General features: G+C 67.2%; 14 protein-coding genes. 10 read left to right on the forward strand and 4 right to left on the reverse strand.

The window, feature by feature from the left end:
- Positions 1-308 precede the first annotated feature (308 nt).
- The 6 genes from PSEWESI4_RS24660 (at position 309) to ubiT (ending at position 4,923) form a co-directional block, all read left to right on the forward strand.
- Positions 309-557: a MoaD/ThiS family protein gene (locus PSEWESI4_RS24660; protein WP_187673887.1), complete on the forward strand. Its 249-nt coding sequence runs from the start codon at positions 309-311 to the stop codon at positions 555-557.
- Between the two features lie 151 nt (positions 558-708).
- Entirely contained in the window at positions 709-1,263 is a 555-nt protein-coding gene (moaB, locus tag PSEWESI4_RS24665) for a molybdenum cofactor biosynthesis protein B (RefSeq protein ID WP_187673888.1), read from the forward strand.
- Positions 1,260-2,492 carry a molybdopterin molybdotransferase MoeA gene (locus PSEWESI4_RS24670; protein ID WP_187673889.1) on the forward strand — a complete coding sequence of 411 codons (1,233 nt, stop codon included), beginning with the start codon at positions 1,260-1,262 and terminating at the stop codon, positions 2,490-2,492. Before moaB ends, PSEWESI4_RS24670 begins: the two co-directional genes overlap by 4 nt.
- A gap of 79 nt (positions 2,493-2,571) precedes the next feature.
- On the forward strand, positions 2,572-3,567 hold the full coding sequence (gene ubiU, locus PSEWESI4_RS24675; protein WP_187673890.1) for a ubiquinone anaerobic biosynthesis protein UbiU: 996 nt from the start codon (positions 2,572-2,574) through the stop codon (positions 3,565-3,567).
- A gap of 7 nt (positions 3,568-3,574) precedes the next feature.
- Entirely contained in the window at positions 3,575-4,462 is an 888-nt protein-coding gene (locus PSEWESI4_RS24680; protein WP_187673891.1) for a U32 family peptidase, read from the forward strand.
- A complete protein-coding gene (ubiT, locus tag PSEWESI4_RS24685) occupies positions 4,459-4,923 on the forward strand; it encodes a ubiquinone anaerobic biosynthesis accessory factor UbiT (protein WP_187673892.1) in 465 nt (154 codons plus the stop codon). The genes PSEWESI4_RS24680 and ubiT overlap by 4 nt, the downstream gene beginning before the upstream one ends.
- 289 nt (positions 4,924-5,212) lie before the next feature.
- Here the strand turns inward: ubiT and PSEWESI4_RS24690 are convergent, their stop codons facing one another.
- Positions 5,213-5,584 carry a putative zinc-binding protein gene (locus PSEWESI4_RS24690; protein ID WP_187673893.1) on the reverse strand — a complete coding sequence of 124 codons (372 nt, stop codon included), beginning with the start codon at positions 5,582-5,584 and terminating at the stop codon, positions 5,213-5,215.
- A 25-nt stretch (positions 5,585-5,609) separates the two neighbouring features.
- Positions 5,610-6,287, reverse strand: coding sequence for a Crp/Fnr family transcriptional regulator (locus PSEWESI4_RS24695; RefSeq protein WP_187673894.1), 678 nt, complete (start codon positions 6,285-6,287; stop codon positions 5,610-5,612).
- A gap of 171 nt (positions 6,288-6,458) precedes the next feature.
- Here PSEWESI4_RS24695 and can point away from each other — a divergent pair, with 171 nt between their 5' ends.
- Positions 6,459-7,082, forward strand: a complete 624-nt coding sequence (gene can, locus PSEWESI4_RS24700) for a carbonate dehydratase (protein WP_235979011.1) — start codon at positions 6,459-6,461, stop codon at positions 7,080-7,082.
- Between the two features lie 333 nt (positions 7,083-7,415).
- Here the strand turns inward: can and narL are convergent, their stop codons facing one another.
- Positions 7,416-8,054, reverse strand: a complete 639-nt coding sequence (gene narL, locus PSEWESI4_RS24705; protein WP_187673896.1) for a two-component system response regulator NarL — start codon at positions 8,052-8,054, stop codon at positions 7,416-7,418.
- Entirely contained in the window at positions 8,051-9,844 is a 1,794-nt protein-coding gene (locus PSEWESI4_RS24710) for a HAMP domain-containing protein (RefSeq protein WP_187673897.1), read from the reverse strand. Before PSEWESI4_RS24710 ends, narL begins: the two co-directional genes overlap by 4 nt.
- 237 nt (positions 9,845-10,081) lie before the next feature.
- Here PSEWESI4_RS24710 and PSEWESI4_RS24715 point away from each other — a divergent pair, with 237 nt between their 5' ends.
- The 3 genes from PSEWESI4_RS24715 (at position 10,082) to PSEWESI4_RS24725 (ending at position 16,618) form a co-directional block, all read left to right on the forward strand.
- Positions 10,082-11,350 carry an MFS transporter gene (locus tag PSEWESI4_RS24715; protein WP_187673898.1) on the forward strand — a complete coding sequence of 423 codons (1,269 nt, stop codon included), beginning with the start codon at positions 10,082-10,084 and terminating at the stop codon, positions 11,348-11,350.
- 39 nt (positions 11,351-11,389) lie between these two features.
- Positions 11,390-12,781, forward strand: coding sequence for a NarK family nitrate/nitrite MFS transporter (locus tag PSEWESI4_RS24720; protein WP_210768874.1), 1,392 nt, complete (start codon positions 11,390-11,392; stop codon positions 12,779-12,781).
- 66 nt (positions 12,782-12,847) lie between these two features.
- Positions 12,848-16,618 carry a nitrate reductase subunit alpha gene (locus PSEWESI4_RS24725; protein WP_187673900.1) on the forward strand — a complete coding sequence of 1,257 codons (3,771 nt, stop codon included), beginning with the start codon at positions 12,848-12,850 and terminating at the stop codon, positions 16,616-16,618.
- The last annotated feature ends 3 nt before the right edge of the window (positions 16,619-16,621 follow it).

Below are 16,621 nucleotides of genomic sequence, written 5' to 3' on the forward strand. Positions count from 1 at the left end.
CCCATTCATGGGAGAGGGGCCGGGGGAGAGGGTGGAGTGTAGCCCGACGCTCCGCCCCTCACCCTAACCCTCTCCCAAGGGGAGAGGTGATGAAAAGCGGCCTGTGGTCCGGATGGAATCTGGGGAGGGGGCTCGTTGTTTCAGGCATCGTCACCCCTCTCGCATTCATGGGAGAGGGGCCGGGGGAGAGGGTGGAGTGTAGCCCGACGCTCCGCCCCTCACCCTAACCCTGGCTGCGCGCCCCGCTCCTGAGGGAGAGGGGATGGAAAGCCCCGCAACCCGAACCCCAAAACCAAGGAGAAAACCAAATGCTCGACATCCACTATTTCGCCAGCTACCGCGAGCGGCTCGGGCTCGACCGGGAGCGGTTGCCCTGGCAGGACCGGCTCGCCAGCGTCGGCCAACTGCGCCAGGCGCTGGTCGCCCGTGGCGGGGCCTGGGAGGTGTTGGCGGCGGACAACCTGATGTGCGCGCGCAACGAGGGCCTGTGTGGCCTCGACGAACCCCTGGAGGATGGCGACGAGGTGGCCTTCTTTCCACCGGTGACCGGCGGCTGAGCCGCTTGCGACCAATTGCCGCGTTCGCCGCCGGATCGCATGGAATGCGGCTCGCGGGCAGGCGAGGCAAAAGTGATACCTCCTTCGGGGAATGGGCGCCGTGCCGGGGCTGGAGCAGGCTGCGCGCAGATATTTCGTGGAGGTTTGCAGCATGGCCCACCTGTCCAGCGCCGAATTCCAGTCACTGCGCATCGCGGTGCTGACCGTCAGCGACACCCGTAGCCTGGCCACCGATACCTCGGGACAGACCCTGATCGAGGGGCTGGAAACCGCCGGCCATGCCCTGTACGAACGGGCCCTGGTGCCCGACGACATCTGGCGGATCCGTGCCCGGTTGTGTGCCTGGATCGCCGACCCGCTGGTACAGGCGGTGCTGATCACCGGCGGTACCGGCTTCACCGCGCGGGACAACACGCCGCAGGCGGTGGCGCCGCTGCTGGACAAGCAGGTGGATGGCTTCGGCGAGCTGTTCCGCCAGGTCTCGCTGGCCGAGATCGGCACCTCCACCGTGCAGTCGCGCGCGCTGGCCGGCATCAGCAACGCCACCCTGGTCTGCTGCCTGCCCGGCTCGCCCGGCGCCTGTCGCACGGCCTGGGAGGGTATCCTCCGCGAGCAGCTCGACAGCCGCACCCGCCCGTGCAATTTCGTACCCCATCTCAAGCGCCTGCCGGAACAGCCGGCGAGCCTGTGCGGAGCGCGCTCATGAGCGCCTGCGGATGCTCGGGCGGCGCCCTGCGCCCGATCGACGAGGCGCTCGACGAGCTTATGCAGCACGTGCCACTGCCGCCGGCGGTGGAGCACGTGCCGCTGGAGAAGGCCCTCGGCCGCACCCTGGCCGAACCGACCTATGCGGCCTTCGACATGCCGGCCTGGGACAACAGCGCGATGGACGGCTATGCCCTGCGCGCCGCCGACGTGCCGGCGGAAGGCGGCTGGCTGCCGCTGGACGGCCGTATCGCCGCCGGTGACGCCGCGCAGGCCGCGCTGCCGCCCGGAAGGGCCGTGCGCATCTTCACCGGTGCGCCGCTGCCGCCCGGTGCTGACAGCGTGGTGCCTCAGGAGCAGGTGACGCTGGAAGGCGAGGGCGTGCGCCTGCCGGCGGTCGAGATCGGCGCGAACGTGCGTCGGCAGGGCGAGGAGTTCGCCGCAGGCAGTTGCATGCTGGCCGCCGGCATACGCCTGCGTCCGCAGGAAATCGGCTTGCTGGCCAGCCTGGGGATCGCCGAGGTTGCGGTCCATCGCCCTCTGCGCGTGGGCCTGCTGAGCAGCGGCAACGAACTGCGCGAGCCGGGCCAGGCGCTGGCCGCCGGGCAGATCTACAACGCCAATCGCTACAGCCTGGGCGGCGTGCTGCGCAGCCTGGGGATGGAGGTGCACGACTACGGCATTCTCGTCGACGAGCTGGCGGCCAGCCGCGATGCCCTCAGCCTGGCGGCATCGGAATGGGACGTGCTGATCACCTCCGGCGGCGTATCGGTCGGCGAGGAGGATCACCTCAAGCAGGCGGTGCGCGAACTGGGCGAACTGCACCTGTGGCGCCTGGCGATCCAGCCGGGCAAGCCGCTGGCCTTCGGCGAGGTGTGCGGCAAGCCGTGGATCGGCCTGCCGGGCAACCCGGCGGCGGCGCTGATCACCGCGCTGGTGGTGGCGCGGCCGTTCCTGCTGCGCGCCCAGGGCCGCATACGGGTGATGCCGCAGCCCCTGCGCCTGGCGGCGGATTTCCACTGGCGGCAGGGCAACCCGCGCCGCCAGTACCTGCGCGCCCGGCTGAAGACGGAGGCGGGCGAGACCCGCGTGACACTGCACCCGCGGCAAGGCTCGGCGATGCTGGCGCCCGCCTGCTGGGCTGATGGCCTGGCGGTGATCGACTGCGGACGCACCCTGGAGGAGGGCGAGCTGGTCGACTTCCTGCCGTTCAGCGAACTGCTCGAATGAGCCTTTGATTTCGATCAAGGCGCGCCCGAGTCATCTCTCTAGAGTGGCGCGACGCCCAAGCAGTACAAGAGGAGCCGTTATGCACCTGGTCTGTCCGGCCGGCAGCCTGCCCGCACTCAAGGCCGCCCTGCGGCAGGGGGCGGATGCCATCTACGTGGGATTCCGCGATGACACCAACGCTCGCCATTTCGCCGGGCTCAATCTCGATGAGCGCCAGTTGGAGACCGGCCTGCAACTGATCCGCCAGCAGGGCCGGCAGCTCTACGTGGCGGTCAACACCTACGCCCAGCCGGAAGGCTGGACGCGCTGGCAACGCGCGGTGGACCGCGCCGCCGACCTGGGCGTCGATGCGCTGATCGCCGCCGACCCCGGCGTGCTCGCCTATGCCAGTCGCCGGCACCCCGATCTGAACCTGCACCTGTCGGTGCAGGGTTCGGCGACCAACGCGGCGGCGCTGGAGTTCTACCGCTCGCGCTACAACATCCGCCGCGCGGTATTGCCCAGGGTGCTGTCGCTGGCCCAGGTGCGCCAGGTGGCGGAGCGCAGCTCGGTGCCCCTGGAAGTGTTCGCCTTCGGCAGCCTGTGCATCATGGCCGAGGGGCGCTGCCATCTGTCCTCCTACGTCACCGGCGAGTCGCCGAACCTGTGCGGCGTCTGCTCGCCGGCCAAGGCGGTGCGTTGGCAGGAGGATGCCGACGGCCTCACCTCGCGCCTCGGCGGCGTGCTGATCGACCGCTACGGCGCCGGCGAGCCGGCCGGCTACCCGACCCTGTGCAAGGGCCGTTTCCTGGTGGAGGGCCAGCGCTTCCATGCCCTCGAAGAGCCGACCAGCCTGAACACCCTGGACCTGATCCCGCAACTGGCGGCGATGGGCATCGCCGCGGTGAAGATCGAGGGCCGCCAGCGCAGCCCGGCCTATGTCGAGCAGGTCACCGGTGTCTGGCGCGCGGCCCTCGACGCTCATGCCCGGGCGCCGCAGAACTACACCGTGCAGGAGCAGTGGCGGCGCGTGCTGGACGGCTTGTCCGAAGGCAGCCAGACCACCCTGGGCGCCTACCATCGATCCTGGCAGTGAGGAAGGTATGAAGCTGAGTCTGGGACCGGTCCTGTTCTACTGGAGCCGGGAAAAACTGCTGGATTTCTACGCCGAGATGGCCGAGCAGCCGCTGGATGTCATCTACCTCGGCGAAACCGTCTGCTCCAAGCGCCGCGCCCTGTCGCTCGACGACTGGCTGGGGCTGGCCCGCGAGCTTCGCGAATGCAGCCGCGCCGAGCTGGTGCTGTCCGGGCTGACGCTGATCGAGGCGGCTTCCGAGCTGTCCAGCCTGAAGCGCCTGTGCGACAACGGCGAACTGATGGTGGAGGCCAACGACATGGGCGCCGTGCAGTTCCTCCACGAGAATCGCCGGCCCTTCGTCGCCGGGCCGGCGCTCAACCTGTACAACGCCCACGCGCTGGCCGAGCTGATGGATTGCGGCCTGCTGCGCTGGGTGCCGCCGGTGGAATGCTCGGCGCGGTTGTTGCGCGACTGCCTGGGGCAGCTCGACATCCTCGGCCGCGAGCGCCCCGAAGTGGAGGTATTCGCCTACGGCCACCTGCCGCTGGCCTACTCGGCGCGCTGCTTCACCGCCCGCGCGCAGAACCGCCCCAAGGACGACTGCCAGTTCGTCTGCCAGGACTACCCGGAAGGCATCGCGCTGCTCAGCCAGGAGGGCGAGGCACTGTTCACCATCAATGGCATCCAGACGATGTCCGCCAAGGTCGGCAACCTGCTGCCCGAATATCCGCAACTGCAATCCCTGGGCGTCGACATCCTGCGCCTGAGCCCGCGCGCCGAGGGCATGGCGGAGGTGGTGCGCTCCTTCGCCGAGGTACGCGACGGCGCGCTGCCGCCCCTGGCGGTGGACGGCTGCAACGGCTACTGGCATGGACAGGCCGGCATGCTGCGGGTCGAGGAGGTAGGCCTATGAACTGGGCACGGATGGCGTTGCGACTGGGCGAACCCTTGCTGCCCCTGGGGCGGCGGGTACCGTTCGCGGTACAGCGGCTGGTGCTGGAAAAGGCGATGGCCCGGCTGTTCGCCGCGCCGCTGGCCGAGGGTGCCTTCGACCTGCTCGACGGCCGTTGGCTGCGCCTGGAAATCAGCGACCTGGACATGGCCTGGTGCCTGACCAGCGACGGCAAGGGCCTGCGCGTGGCCAGCCGGGCGCCGGTGGATGTGTGCATCCGTGGCAACTGGCGGGAATTCCTGCTGCTGGCCAGCCGCCAGGAAGACCCGGACACCCTGTTCTTTCGCCGTCGCCTGGTGATCGAGGGCGACACCGACCTCGGCCTGGCGGTCAAGAACCTGCTCGACGGCCTGGACCCGGAAGACCTGCCGCCGCGCCTGTGGCAAGTGGTGCAGGGCCTGGGGGCGGCGGTGCGGGGGTAGGCAGGCCCTCTCCCCCGGCCCCTCTCCCATAAATGGGAGAGGGGAGTTGGACCGTGCAAGGGCATAGACCCATCACCTCCGCCCGATGGGTATCGTCACTACACTCCTCGACCCATCCTACGGCCGTTCCTGCCCGCACGGCTTGCTCCCTCTCCCCTCGGGAGAGGGCTGGGGTGAGGGGCGGAGGTGTGGGCTGCCACAGTGTTCAAGCCATCCCACGATCCGACCAGGACCGTAATATGGGTTGAGCGAAGCGATACCCATCACTTCCGCCCGATGGGTATCGTCGCTACGCTCCTCGACCCATCCGGTCGCTGGCGATCAACTGGACCACTTCCGCGTAGACCTGCTCGACGGTTTCCGGCGTGCAGTCTTCGCCGTAGCGTTTCTTCAGGCCGTATTCGCCGAGTACCAGGTGCACGTCGGCGGTGACGCCATGCTGGTCCAGGCAGCCCTGCACGCATTGCAGGCGGCAGCCATCGATGGCCAGGATCGGTTTGCCGCTGCGGGCCTTGCTGACCAGCGCGGGCACATGGCCGCCGACCCCGGCGATGCAGGACATCTCGGCCAGGCCGGCGCGGTCCAGGCGAACCGCCAGGGTGTTGGCCAACTGGGCGACGTTCGAGCAGCCCGAGCAGGCGTAGACCAGTGGGATCGTCATCGGCGTTCTCCTCTGCGGCGTGGCCTCATTCGCGGTAGCTGGCCAGGCTCGGCGTGTCCAGCACGCGGATCTTGCGGCGTTCCATGGCGATCAGCCCGGCGTCCATCAGCCGGTGCAGGATGCGCGAGAAGGTCTCCGGCTGGATGCCCAGTTGCGAGGCGATCAGGCGCTTGGGCACGTTGAGCTGGATGTGGCCGTTGCCGGCCTCCTGTTCCTGGCAGAGGAAGCGCACCACGCGGCGGCTGGCGTTGGCCAGGGTCAGGGTGTCGATCTCGTTGAGACGTTGGTGCAGGCGGATGCTGAAGCTGGCCAGCAGGTCGAGGCAGATCTTCGGCTGCTCTTCCAGCAGGCGCCGGTAGTGGCTGCCGTCGATGCTCACCAGGCTGCTCGGTTTCAGCGCGGCGGCCGCCACCGGATAGTGGCGGGCGCCGCTGAACAGCAGGGCTTCGGCGAAGCTCTGGCCGGGCATGATGACTTCCACCAGCTTCTCGTGGCCTTCGGGCAGCACCCGGGTCAGCTTCACCTGGCCTTCGAGCAGCAGGTAGAAGCGGTCGGCCGCATCGCCCTGATGGAACAGCGTGTCGCCGTTCTCCAGGCGGCGATGGATCGCCAGGTGACACATCTCCTGGAAAGGGGCTTCCGGCAAACGGCCGAACAGATGGTGCTGGCGCAGTGATTCCAGCGTCGCCGAGTCAGTGAGCATGGTTCACCTCCATGGCGACCATGGTAGGAGGGCAGGGGAGCGGCTCCTATTCCTCCTAGGCACTACCTCGAAAGAGGCAGGCACGGCCTGGGTGGTCTTGACTCTGGACAAGTTCGTCGCGCATGCCCCGTGCTATTCCGGCGCCGGATGCAATCGATCGAGGAAAGCCCCGTGGATGTCAGACAGTTATTGATCAACAACCGCTATTGGGCGGAGTCGCTGCGGGCCAGGGACCCGGAGTTCTTCGCGCGCCTGGCCCGGCAGCAGAAGCCCGAGTTCCTCTGGATCGGCTGCTCGGACAGCCGGGTGCCGGCCAACGAGGTGGTGGGGCTGATGCCGGGGGAGCTGTTCGTGCACCGCAACGTGGCCAACATGGTGGTGGCCACCGACATGAATTTTCTCTCGGTGCTGCAGTACGCGGTGGATGTGCTGGAGGTCAGGCAGGTGATCGTCTGCGGCCATTATGGTTGCGGCGGCGTGCGCGCCGCGCTGGGGCACGAGGAGCTGGGGCTGATCGACAACTGGCTGAGGGCGTTGAAGGCGCTCTATCACCAGAACCTCGAACGTTTCGCCGGTCTTTCCGCGGAGCAGAAGGTGGACCTGCTGTGCGAGCTCAATGTGCAGCGCCAGGTGCGCAACGTCTGCCACACGACCATCGTGCAGAACGCCTGGCGACGCGGCCAGCCGCTGGCCGTGCATGGCTGGATCTATGGCCTGCACGATGGTCTGGTGAAGGATTTGCAGGTCACGGTGGAGAATGCCGGGCAGTTGGATGAGACGTTCTTGTATGAGTGAGGGGCATGGGGACGTGGAGCCGTAGCCCGGATGAAATCCGGGGAGATCCGTCGACCCCGTTCCCGGATTGCATCCGGGCTACGTGCTTTGGGGAAGGATAGGGTGTTGTTGTCTGACTCCGTTCCCTCTCCCCCAGCCCCTCTCCCGTAAACGGGAGAGGGGAGCCAGGCCGTGAAGGCATATAGCCCGGGTGAAATCCGAACCATGGCGTATGCACTGACAGCCCCCTCTCCCATTCATGGGAGAGGGTTGGGGAGAGGGTGCTTGTTATCCGGCGCCGTACCTGCTTCGTGACCAGCCGTAGCCCGAATGAAACCTGGGCTACGCGGGCGGTTAGCGCAGGTTCTCCATCGCCCACACGGCGGCTTCGACGCGGGAGCGCAGGCCGAGCTTGTGCAGCAGGTTCTTCACGTGGACCTTCACCGTGCCTTCGGTGATGCCCAGCTTGTTGCCGATCATCTTGTTGCTCAGCCCGCCGGCGATCATCTTCAGCACCTGGCGTTCGCGGTCGGTGAGGTCGAGCGAGCTGGCGCCCTGGGGCGAGCGCAGGGCCTGGGCGAGGACGGTGGTGAGCGCCGGGCTGACCACCAGCGAGCCGCGCAGGGCGTCGCGCAGGCGTTCGATCAGCAGTTCCGGTTCCATGTCCTTGAGCAGGTAGCCGTCGGCGCCGAAGCGCATGGCGTCGCGCACGTCGTTCTCGGCGTCGGAGACGGTGAACAGCAGGATCTTGCCGGCGTAGCCCCCTTCGCGCAGGCGCTTGAGGGTTTCCACGCCGTTGAGCTGCGGCATGTTGTTGTCCAGCAGGATCAGGTCCGGCGCCAGGCGTTCGACCATGGCGTGGGCTTCCTCGCCGTTGTTGGCTTCGCCGACCACCACCAGGTCGGCTTCCAGTTCGATCAACTGGCGCAGGCCGCGCCGCATCATCGGATGGTCGTCGACCAGCAGCAGGGTGTGGGGGGACATGTCGTTCATGAATGGGTCTCGCGTAGGAATTCGGGACAGAAGCGCAGTTGCACGCGGGTGCCGTGGGGTGCGCGGGGGACGATGCTCAGGTGGCCGCCAAGGCCGCGCGCGCGTTCCTGCATGATGCTCAGGCCGTGGTGCTGGCGGGGGTCGAAGCCTTGCTTGATGCCGCAGCCGTCGTCCTCGACGAGCAGTTCGATCTCTTCGCCGTGCTGCCGTAGCTGGACCGTGGCGAGGCTGGCCTGGGCGTGGCGGGCGCAGTTGGAGAGGGCTTCGCGGGCGATCTGCAACAGGTGGATCTGCTCGGTGGCGGACAGGCTGAAGAAGGCCAGCGGCTGGCAATCCAGCCGCACGCGCATGCCGCCGCGTTCGGCGAATTCGCGGGCGGTGTCGTTCAGCGCCTGGTCGAGGCCGCCGTCCTGGATCTGCAGGCGGAAGGTGGTGAGCAGTTCGCGCAACTGCCGGTAGGCGTTGTTCAGCCCTTCGCGCAGCTCGTCGCTGACCAGCAGCAACTGTTCGCCGCTTTCGCCACGGCGGATCAGGGTTTGCAGGCGGCTGACCTGCAACTTCATGTAGGACAGCGCCTGGGCCAGCGAGTCGTGCAGCTCGCGGGCGATGGTGGTGCGCTCGTCGAGCAGCAGCAGGCGGTTGTCGCGCTCGCGCTGGCGCTCCAGGGACAGCGAGGTGCCGATCAGGTTGGCCAGCGCCTGGATCAGTTCCACTTCCCAGGGGTGCGCCGCGTGGCCGTCGAGGTAGTGGGCGCGCAGGTCGCCCAGGGTGTCGCCCTGGGAACTGATGGGGACGGCGATCCGGTTGTGCATGCGCTGCCGCGAGCAGGTCGCGCAGTCGCTGGGCGAGCAGACTTCGCGGGTGGTATCGCCGTGCAGGGCGATCAGGTGTCCGGCCGGCTCGCCGCGTTCGCCTTTCAGGCACAGCGACAGGTTGAGGCCGGGCAGGCGTTGCTGGAAGCTGTCGATCAGCCCGTCCAGATGCTCGGCGTTGACCGGCTGGCTGGCGATGCTGCGGCTGCTCTGGTAGAGCAGTTCCAGCGCGGCGTTGCTCTGTTCCAGCTCGCGGGTCTTCGCCGCGACCCGCGATTCCAGGGTGTGGTGCGATTCCTCGATGGCGTCGGCCATGGCGTTGAAGCTGTCGGCCATCTGCCCGAGTTCGTCGCTGGAGCGGTACTCGATGCGTGCGTCCAGGTCGCCGGCGCGGAAGCGTTCGGTGGCGCCGACCAGTTCCTGGAGCGGGGCGATCACGCTGTTCTGCAACTCGAACATGCCGATCAGCAGGATCACCACGGTCAACAGCAGGGCCGCGCCCTGGATGCTCTGTTGCCAGCCCTGGCGCCGTTCGCTCTGTTTCTGCAGGAGCAGGACGAAGTCCTCCAGTTCGTCGACGAAGGCTTCCGAGCGCGCCTGGAAGCCTTCTCGGTCGCCGCGCTCCAGCGCCGGCTGCAACTGTTCCTGCCATTGCCGCTGGACCCGCTCGAAAGCCTGGCGCAGGGGCGAGTCGTTCTCGCGGTCGAGCATGTGGCGCAGGGCGTCGCTGGCCAGCCGCTGCTGCATGTCGTCGCGCAGTTCGGCGATCCGTTGCGGCGTGGCGTCGGCTTCCAGTTGCCAGTTGAGCCGGTAGGTCGCCATGCGCAGCGAACCGGCCATGTTGATGGCGGCGGCGTCGTCCTCGCTGACCCAGGCGATCAGCACGGCGCTGAAGGCGCTGGACAGTGCGAGGCTGGCGATCAGCGCGACCGCCAGACCGGCGCGAGCCGGCAGAGAGCTTTTCAACCAATCCAGCATGGCGGCTACTACCTCCAAAGAGTTCGGAGGGGTGGAACGGACCTCGCCGGTGACTCTGATTATTGAATAACTATTTGATATTAAAAGTGTTTTCAGGAAATTCCGCGTCTACCCCTTTGGAGGTAGGCGCGCGCATCTTAGGTCGAGGCGCGCGGAATCCACCTTGATCTGGGTCAATGAAGCTCCACCACCGGACACTAGCCTGCGGCCATGTCAGATGTTTTCGGGGGAGCCGTCATGGCGAGTCGCAAGGTGCAACAGGGGCTGGTGCTCGGGATGAGCACCGTGGCGTTCACCATCTGCTTCATGGTCTGGATGATGTTCGCGGTGCTGGGGGTGCCGATCAAGGAACTGCTGGACCTCAACGAAACCCAGTTCGGCCTGCTGGCCTCCACGCCGGTGCTGACCGGCTCGCTGGTGCGCCTGCCGCTGGGCATGCTCACCGACCGCTTCGGCGGACGCATCGTGTTCTTCGTGCTGATGCTGGTCTGCGTGCTGCCGATCTACCTGATCGGCGAGGCGACCCAGTACTGGCAGTTCCTGGCCCTCGGCCTGTTCGTCGGCCTGGCCGGCGGCTCCTTCTCGGTGGGCATCGCCTACGTCGCCAAGTGGTTCGACAAGGCCAACCAGGGCCTGGCCATGGGCATCTTCGGCGCCGGCAACGCCGGTTCCGCGCTGACCAAGTTCCTCGCCCCGGCGATCATCGCCGCCGCCAGTTGGCAGATGGTGCCCAAGGTGTTCTCGGCGATGATGTTCATCACCGCGCTGCTGTTCTGGTTCTTCACCTACGACGACAAGCGCCACCACGTGCCGAGCAGCGTGAGCTTCGCCGAGCAGCTCAAGACCCTGAAGGACCCGCGCGTCTGGCGCTACTGCCAGTACTACTCGATCGTCTTCGGCGGCTACGTCGCGCTGGCCCTGTGGATGACCAAGTACTACGTGCAGGAATACGGTTTCGGCCTGCAGACCGCGGCGCTGCTGGCCGCCTGCTTCTCCCTGCCGGGCGGCGTGCTGCGCGCCATCGGCGGCTGGATGTCGGACAAGTGGGGCGCCCACAGCGTGACCTGGTGGGTGATGTGGGTGAGCTGGGTGTGCCTGTTCCTGCTCTCCTACCCGCCGACCGACTTCACCGTGCACACCGTCGACGGCCCGTTCACCTTCCACATCGGCCTCAACGCCTGGGTGTTCACCGCGCTGATGTTCGTGGTCGGCATCGCCTGGGCGTTCGGCAAGGCCTCGGTGTTCAAGTACATCTCCGACGAGTTCCCCGAGCGCATGGGCGCGGTGTCCGGGATCGTCGGCCTGGCCGGCGGCCTGGGCGGCTTCGTCCTGCCGATCATGTTCGGCGCCCTGGTGGACCTCACCGGCGTGCGCAGCTCCTGCTTCATGCTGATGTACGGCGTGGTCTGGGTCTCCCTGATCTGGATGTACCTCAGCGAGGTTCGCAAAACCCCGGTCATGGGCAAGGGTTCGTCCGGCCCCATGGCTTCCGCTTCCGACGCTTGAAGGAGACCGAGCATCATGTCCGTATCCAATAACCCGGCCATGGGCCGGCCGCCCCGGCAGGGAGCGCTGATCGAGGACTGGCGTCCCGAGGACCCGCACTTCTGGGGCACCACCGGCAAGGCCATCGCCACCCGCAACCTGTGGATTTCGATTCCCGCGCTGTTCCTCGCCTTCGCGGTGTGGATGGTGTGGAGCACGGTGATCGTCCGCCTGGGCGCCCTCGGCTTCGATTTCAGCACCGACCAGTTGTTCTGGCTGGCGGCGCTGCCGGGGCTGTCCGGCGCCACCCTGCGCATCTTCTATTCGTTCATGGTGCCGATGTTCGGCGGGCGCCGCTGGACCGCGCTGAGCACCGCGTCGCTGCTGATCCCGGCGCTGTGGATGGGCTTCGCCGTGCAGGACCCGAACACCTCCTACAGCGTGTTCGTGATCATCGCCCTGCTGTGCGGTTTCGGCGGCGGCAACTTCGCCTCGAGCATGTCCAACATCAGCTTCTTCTATCCCAAGGCCCAGCAGGGCACCGCGCTCGGGTTGAACGCCGGGCTCGGCAACCTGGGCGTGTCGGCCATGCAGTTCCTAGTGCCGCTGTCGATCGGCGTCGGCCTGTTCGGCGCGGCCGGCGGCCAGCCGCAGGAGCTGGCGGACGGCAGCCAGTTGTGGCTGCAGAACGCCGGCTTCGTGTGGGTGCCGATGATCGCCGTGGTGACCCTGGCGGCCTGGTTCGGCATGAACGACCTGGCCAGCGCCAAGGCGTCGTTCGCCGAGCAGGCGGTGATCTTCAAGCGCAAGCACAACTGGCTGATGTGCTGGCTGTACCTGGCCACCTTCGGCTCCTTCATCGGCTTTGCGGCGGCCTTCCCGCTGCTGATCAAGACCTCCTTCCCCGAGGTCAGCGCCCTCAAGTTCGCTTTCCTCGGCCCGCTGGTCGGCGCCCTGGTGCGTCCGCTGGGCGGCTGGATCTCCGACAAGCTGGGCGGCGCGCGGGTGACCCTGTGGAACTTCGTGGTGATGATCGCCGCGGTGTTCGGGGTGATCGCCTTCCTGCCCAGCGAAGGCAGCGCCGGCAATTTCTACGGCTTCCTGATCATGTTCATGCTGCTGTTCGTCACCACCGGCATCGGCAACGGCTCCACCTTCCGCATGATCCCGGTGATCTTCCGCACCCTGCACGAGCGCTGGAGCGCCGGCAAGGGCGCCGCCGCCCACGAGCAGGCGTTGCGCGAGGCCGGCAAGGAGTCGGCGGCGGTGCTCGGCTTCAGCTCGGCCATCGGCGCCTTCGGGGCCTTCTTCATTCCCAAGAGCTTCGGCAGCTCCATCGCCCTGACCGGCGGCCCGGAGATGGCCCTGTACCTGTTCGTCGGCTACTACCTGAGCTGCATCCTGGTGACCTGGTGGTGGTACTCGCGTAAAGGCGCCGAGACGCCGTGCTAGCCCTGAGCCCATTCGAGAAATGACGAGCGCGGGGCCGCCCGCGCTCAGCCTGATGAGGAAGAAACGATGAGCCACATACTCGACCAGATGCGCTTCTTCAAGCGTAAGCAGGGTGAGTTCGCCAACGGTCACGGCGAGACCCGCAAGGAGTCGCGCGACTGGGAGAACGTCTACCGCTCGCGCTGGCAGTACGACAAGATCGTGCGTTCCACCCACGGGGTGAACTGCACCGGGTCGTGCTCCTGGAAGATCTACGTGAAGAACGGCCTGATCACCTGGGAAACCCAGCAGACCGACTACCCGCGCACCCGCAACGACCTGCCCAACCACGAGCCGCGCGGCTGCCCGCGCGGGGCCAGCTACAGCTGGTACATCTACAGCGCCAACCGCCTGAAGTATCCCAAGGTGCGCAAGCCGCTGCTCAAGCTCTGGCGCGAGGCGCGCCGCACGCTGGCGCCGGTGGAAGCCTGGGCGAGCATCGTCGAGGACCCGGTCAAGGCGCAGAGCTACAAGAGCAAGCGCGGCATGGGTGGCTTCGTCCGTTCGAGCTGGCGCGAGGTCAACGAGATCATCGCCGCCGCCAACGTCTACACCGTCAAGCGCTACGGCCCGGACCGGGTGGTCGGCTTCTCGCCGATCCCGGCCATGTCGATGGTCAGCTACGCCGCAGGCAGCCGCTACCTGTCGCTGATCGGTGGCGTGTGCCTGAGCTTCTACGACTGGTACTGCGACCTTCCTCCCGCGTCACCACAAGTGTGGGGCGAGCAGACCGACGTGCCGGAGTCGGCCGACTGGTACAACTCCAACTACATCATCGCCTGGGGCTCCAACGTCCCGCAGACCCGGACCCCGGACGCCCACTTCTTCACCGAGGTGCGCTACAAGGGCACCAAGACCGTGGCCGTCACCCCGGACTACGCCGAGGTGGCCAAGCTCACCGACCTCTGGCTGAACCCCAAGCAGGGCACCGACGCGGCGCTGGCCCAGGCCTTCGCCCACGTGATCTTCAAGGAATTCCACCTGGAGAAGCCGAGCGCCTACTTCACCGACTATGCCAAGCGCTACACCGACCTGCCGGTACTGGTGCTGCTGGGCGAGAAGGACGGCAGCTACCGCGCCGAGCGCTTCCTGCGCGCCAGCGACCTGGCCGACAACCTCGGCCAGGACAACAACCCCGAGTGGAAGACCATCGCCGTGGACGCCAGCGGCGAACTGGTCTCGCCGCAGGGCTCCATCGGCTATCGCTGGGGCGAGAAGGGCAAGTGGAACATCGAGGCCCGCGAAGGCAAGGACGGCCGCGAGGTCGACCTCAAGCTCAGCCAGATCGACAGCGGCGAAGTGGCCGACGTGGCCTTCCCGTACTTCGGCGGCCAGGCCCACGAGCACTTCGCCCACGTCGACGGCGACGAAATCCAGTTGCGCCGCGTGCCGGTGCGCACCGTGATCCTCGCCGACGGCAGCCAGGCCCGGGTCGCCAGCGTGTTCGACCTGATGGCCGCCAACCTCGGCATCGACCGTGGCCTGGGCGGCGCCAACGTCGCCAGCGGCTACGACGACGCCAGCGTGCCGGGCACCCCGGCCTGGCAGGAGCGGATCACCGGGGTGGCCCGCGAGAAGGCCATCCAGGTCGCCCGCGAGTTCGCCGAGAACGCCGACAAGACCCATGGCCGCTCGATGATCATCGTCGGCGCGGCGATGAACCACTGGTACCACATGGACATGAACTACCGCGGGCTGATCAACATGCTCATGCTCTGCGGTTGCGTCGGCCAGACCGGTGGCGGCTGGGCCCACTACGTCGGCCAGGAAAAGCTGCGCCCGCAATGCGGCTGGCTGCCGCTGGCCTTCGGCCTCGACTGGCACCGCCCGCCACGCCAGATGAACGGCACCAGCTTCTTCTACAACCACAGCTCGCAGTGGCGCCACGAGAAGATGAGCATCCACGAAGTGCTCTCGCCGCTGGCCGACAAGTCGCAATTCCCCGAGCACATGCTCGACTACAACATCCGCGCCGAACGCGCCGGCTGGCTGCCCAGCGCGCCGCAGCTCAACCGCAACCCGTTGCAGATCACCCGCGACGCCCAGGCGGCCGGCATGGAGCCGAAGGACTACGTGCTCAAGTCGCTGCAGGACGGCAGCCTGCGCTTCGCCTGCGAACAGCCGGACAACCCGGAGAACTTCCCGCGCAACATGTTCATCTGGCGTTCCAACCTGCTCGGCTCCTCCGGCAAGGGCCACGAGTACATGCTCAAGTACCTGCTGGGCACGAAGAACGGCGTGATGAACGAAGACCTCGGCAAGCGCGGCGGCTTCAAGCCCAGCGAGGCCGAGTGGGTGGACGAGGGCGCCATCGGCAAGCTCGACCTAGTCACCACCCTCGACTTCCGCATGTCCTCCACCTGCGTGTACTCCGACATCGTCCTGCCGACCGCCACCTGGTACGAGAAGGACGACATGAACACCTCGGACATGCACCCCTTCATCCACCCGCTGTCGGCGGCCATCGACCCGGCCTGGGAAGCACGCTCCGACTGGGAAATCTATAAGGGCATCGCCAAGGCCTTCTCGACGATGGCCGAAGGGCACCTGGGCGTGGAGCAGGACCTGGTCACCGTGCCGCTGCTGCACGACAGCCCCGGCGAACTGGCCCAGCCGTTCGGCGGCAGCGACTGGAAGACCGCAGGCGTTGCGCCGCAGCCGGGCAAGAACTGCCCGAACATCACGGTGGTCGAGCGCGACTACCCGAACACCTACAAGAAGTTCTCGTCCCTCGGCCCGTTGCTGGACAAGCTCGGCAACGGCGGCAAGGGCATCGCCTGGAACACCGAGCATGAGGTCGAGTTCCTCGGCGAGCTGAACCACAAGGTGCGCGAGGAGGGTGTCAGCCAGGGCCGGCCGAAGATCGAGTCGGCCATCGACGCCGCCGAGGTGATCCTCTCCCTGGCCCCGGAAACCAACGGCCACGTGGCGGTCAAGGCCTGGGCGGCGCTGTCGGAATTCACCGGCCGCGACCACAGCCACCTGGCGCTGCCCAAGGAGCACGAGGCGATCCGCTTCCGCGACATCCAGGCGCAGCCGCGCAAGATCATCTCCAGCCCCACCTGGTCGGGCCTGGAAGACGAGCACGTCAGCTACAACGCCGGCTACACCAACGTCCACGAACTGATCCCGTGGCGCACCATCACCGGTCGCCAGCAGTTCTACCAGGACCACCCGTGGATGCAGGCCTTCGGCGAGCAGTTGCAGAGCTACCGGCCGCCGATCAACACCCGCACCGTCGACTACGTGAAGGGCAAGAAACCCAACGGCAACCCGGAGATCGTCCTGAACTGGATCACCCCGCACCAGAAGTGGGGCATCCACAGCACCTACACCGACAACCTGATCATGCTCACCCTGAGCCGTGGCGGGCCCATCGTGTGGATGAGCGAGATCGACGCGAAGAAGGCCGGCATCGAGGACAACGACTGGATCGAGTGCTTCAACGCCAACGGCGCGCTGACCGCCCGCGCGGTGGTCAGCCAGCGGGTCAAGGAAGGCATGGTGATGATGTACCACGCCCAGGAGCGCATCGTGAACGTGCCCGGCAGCGAGACCACCAAGACCCGTGGCGGCCACCACAACTCGGTGACCCGCGTGGTGCTCAAGCCCACCCACATGATCGGCGGCTACGCCCAGCAGGCATACGGCTTCAACTACTACGGCACCGTGGGCTGCAACCGCGACGAGTTCGTCGTGGTGCGCAAGATGGCCAAGGTCGACTGGCTGGACGGCACCGATGTCGGTGGGTTGGGCGGCGACGCCCTGCCGCAACCCCTGCCGACCGAGATCGAGTAAGGA

This window comes from Zestomonas carbonaria (assembly GCF_904061905.1).
Taxonomy (GTDB): domain Bacteria; phylum Pseudomonadota; class Gammaproteobacteria; order Pseudomonadales; family Pseudomonadaceae; genus Aquipseudomonas; species Aquipseudomonas carbonaria.

Excerpts from the sequence above, each read along its gene's own strand:
- ubiT (WP_187673892.1), top strand. The coding sequence starts at position 4,459 with ATGAACTGGGCACGGATGGCGTTGCGACTGGGCGAACCCTTGCTGCCC.
- PSEWESI4_RS24670 (WP_187673889.1), top strand. The coding sequence starts at position 1,260 with ATGAGCGCCTGCGGATGCTCGGGCGGCGCCCTGCGCCCGATCGACGAG.
- PSEWESI4_RS24710 (WP_187673897.1), bottom strand. The coding sequence starts at position 9,844 with ATGCTGGATTGGTTGAAAAGCTCTCTGCCGGCTCGCGCCGGTCTGGCG.
- PSEWESI4_RS24695 (WP_187673894.1), bottom strand. The coding sequence starts at position 6,287 with ATGCTCACTGACTCGGCGACGCTGGAATCACTGCGCCAGCACCATCTG.
- PSEWESI4_RS24720 (WP_210768874.1), top strand. The coding sequence starts at position 11,390 with ATGGGCCGGCCGCCCCGGCAGGGAGCGCTGATCGAGGACTGGCGTCCC.
- PSEWESI4_RS24660 (WP_187673887.1), top strand. The coding sequence starts at position 309 with ATGCTCGACATCCACTATTTCGCCAGCTACCGCGAGCGGCTCGGGCTC.
- PSEWESI4_RS24725 (WP_187673900.1), top strand. The coding sequence starts at position 12,848 with ATGAGCCACATACTCGACCAGATGCGCTTCTTCAAGCGTAAGCAGGGT.
- moaB (WP_187673888.1), top strand. The coding sequence starts at position 709 with ATGGCCCACCTGTCCAGCGCCGAATTCCAGTCACTGCGCATCGCGGTG.
- PSEWESI4_RS24680 (WP_187673891.1), top strand. The coding sequence starts at position 3,575 with ATGAAGCTGAGTCTGGGACCGGTCCTGTTCTACTGGAGCCGGGAAAAA.
- narL (WP_187673896.1), bottom strand. The coding sequence starts at position 8,054 with ATGAACGACATGTCCCCCCACACCCTGCTGCTGGTCGACGACCATCCG.
- PSEWESI4_RS24715 (WP_187673898.1), top strand. The coding sequence starts at position 10,082 with ATGGCGAGTCGCAAGGTGCAACAGGGGCTGGTGCTCGGGATGAGCACC.
- ubiU (WP_187673890.1), top strand. The coding sequence starts at position 2,572 with ATGCACCTGGTCTGTCCGGCCGGCAGCCTGCCCGCACTCAAGGCCGCC.
- PSEWESI4_RS24690 (WP_187673893.1), bottom strand. The coding sequence starts at position 5,584 with ATGACGATCCCACTGGTCTACGCCTGCTCGGGCTGCTCGAACGTCGCC.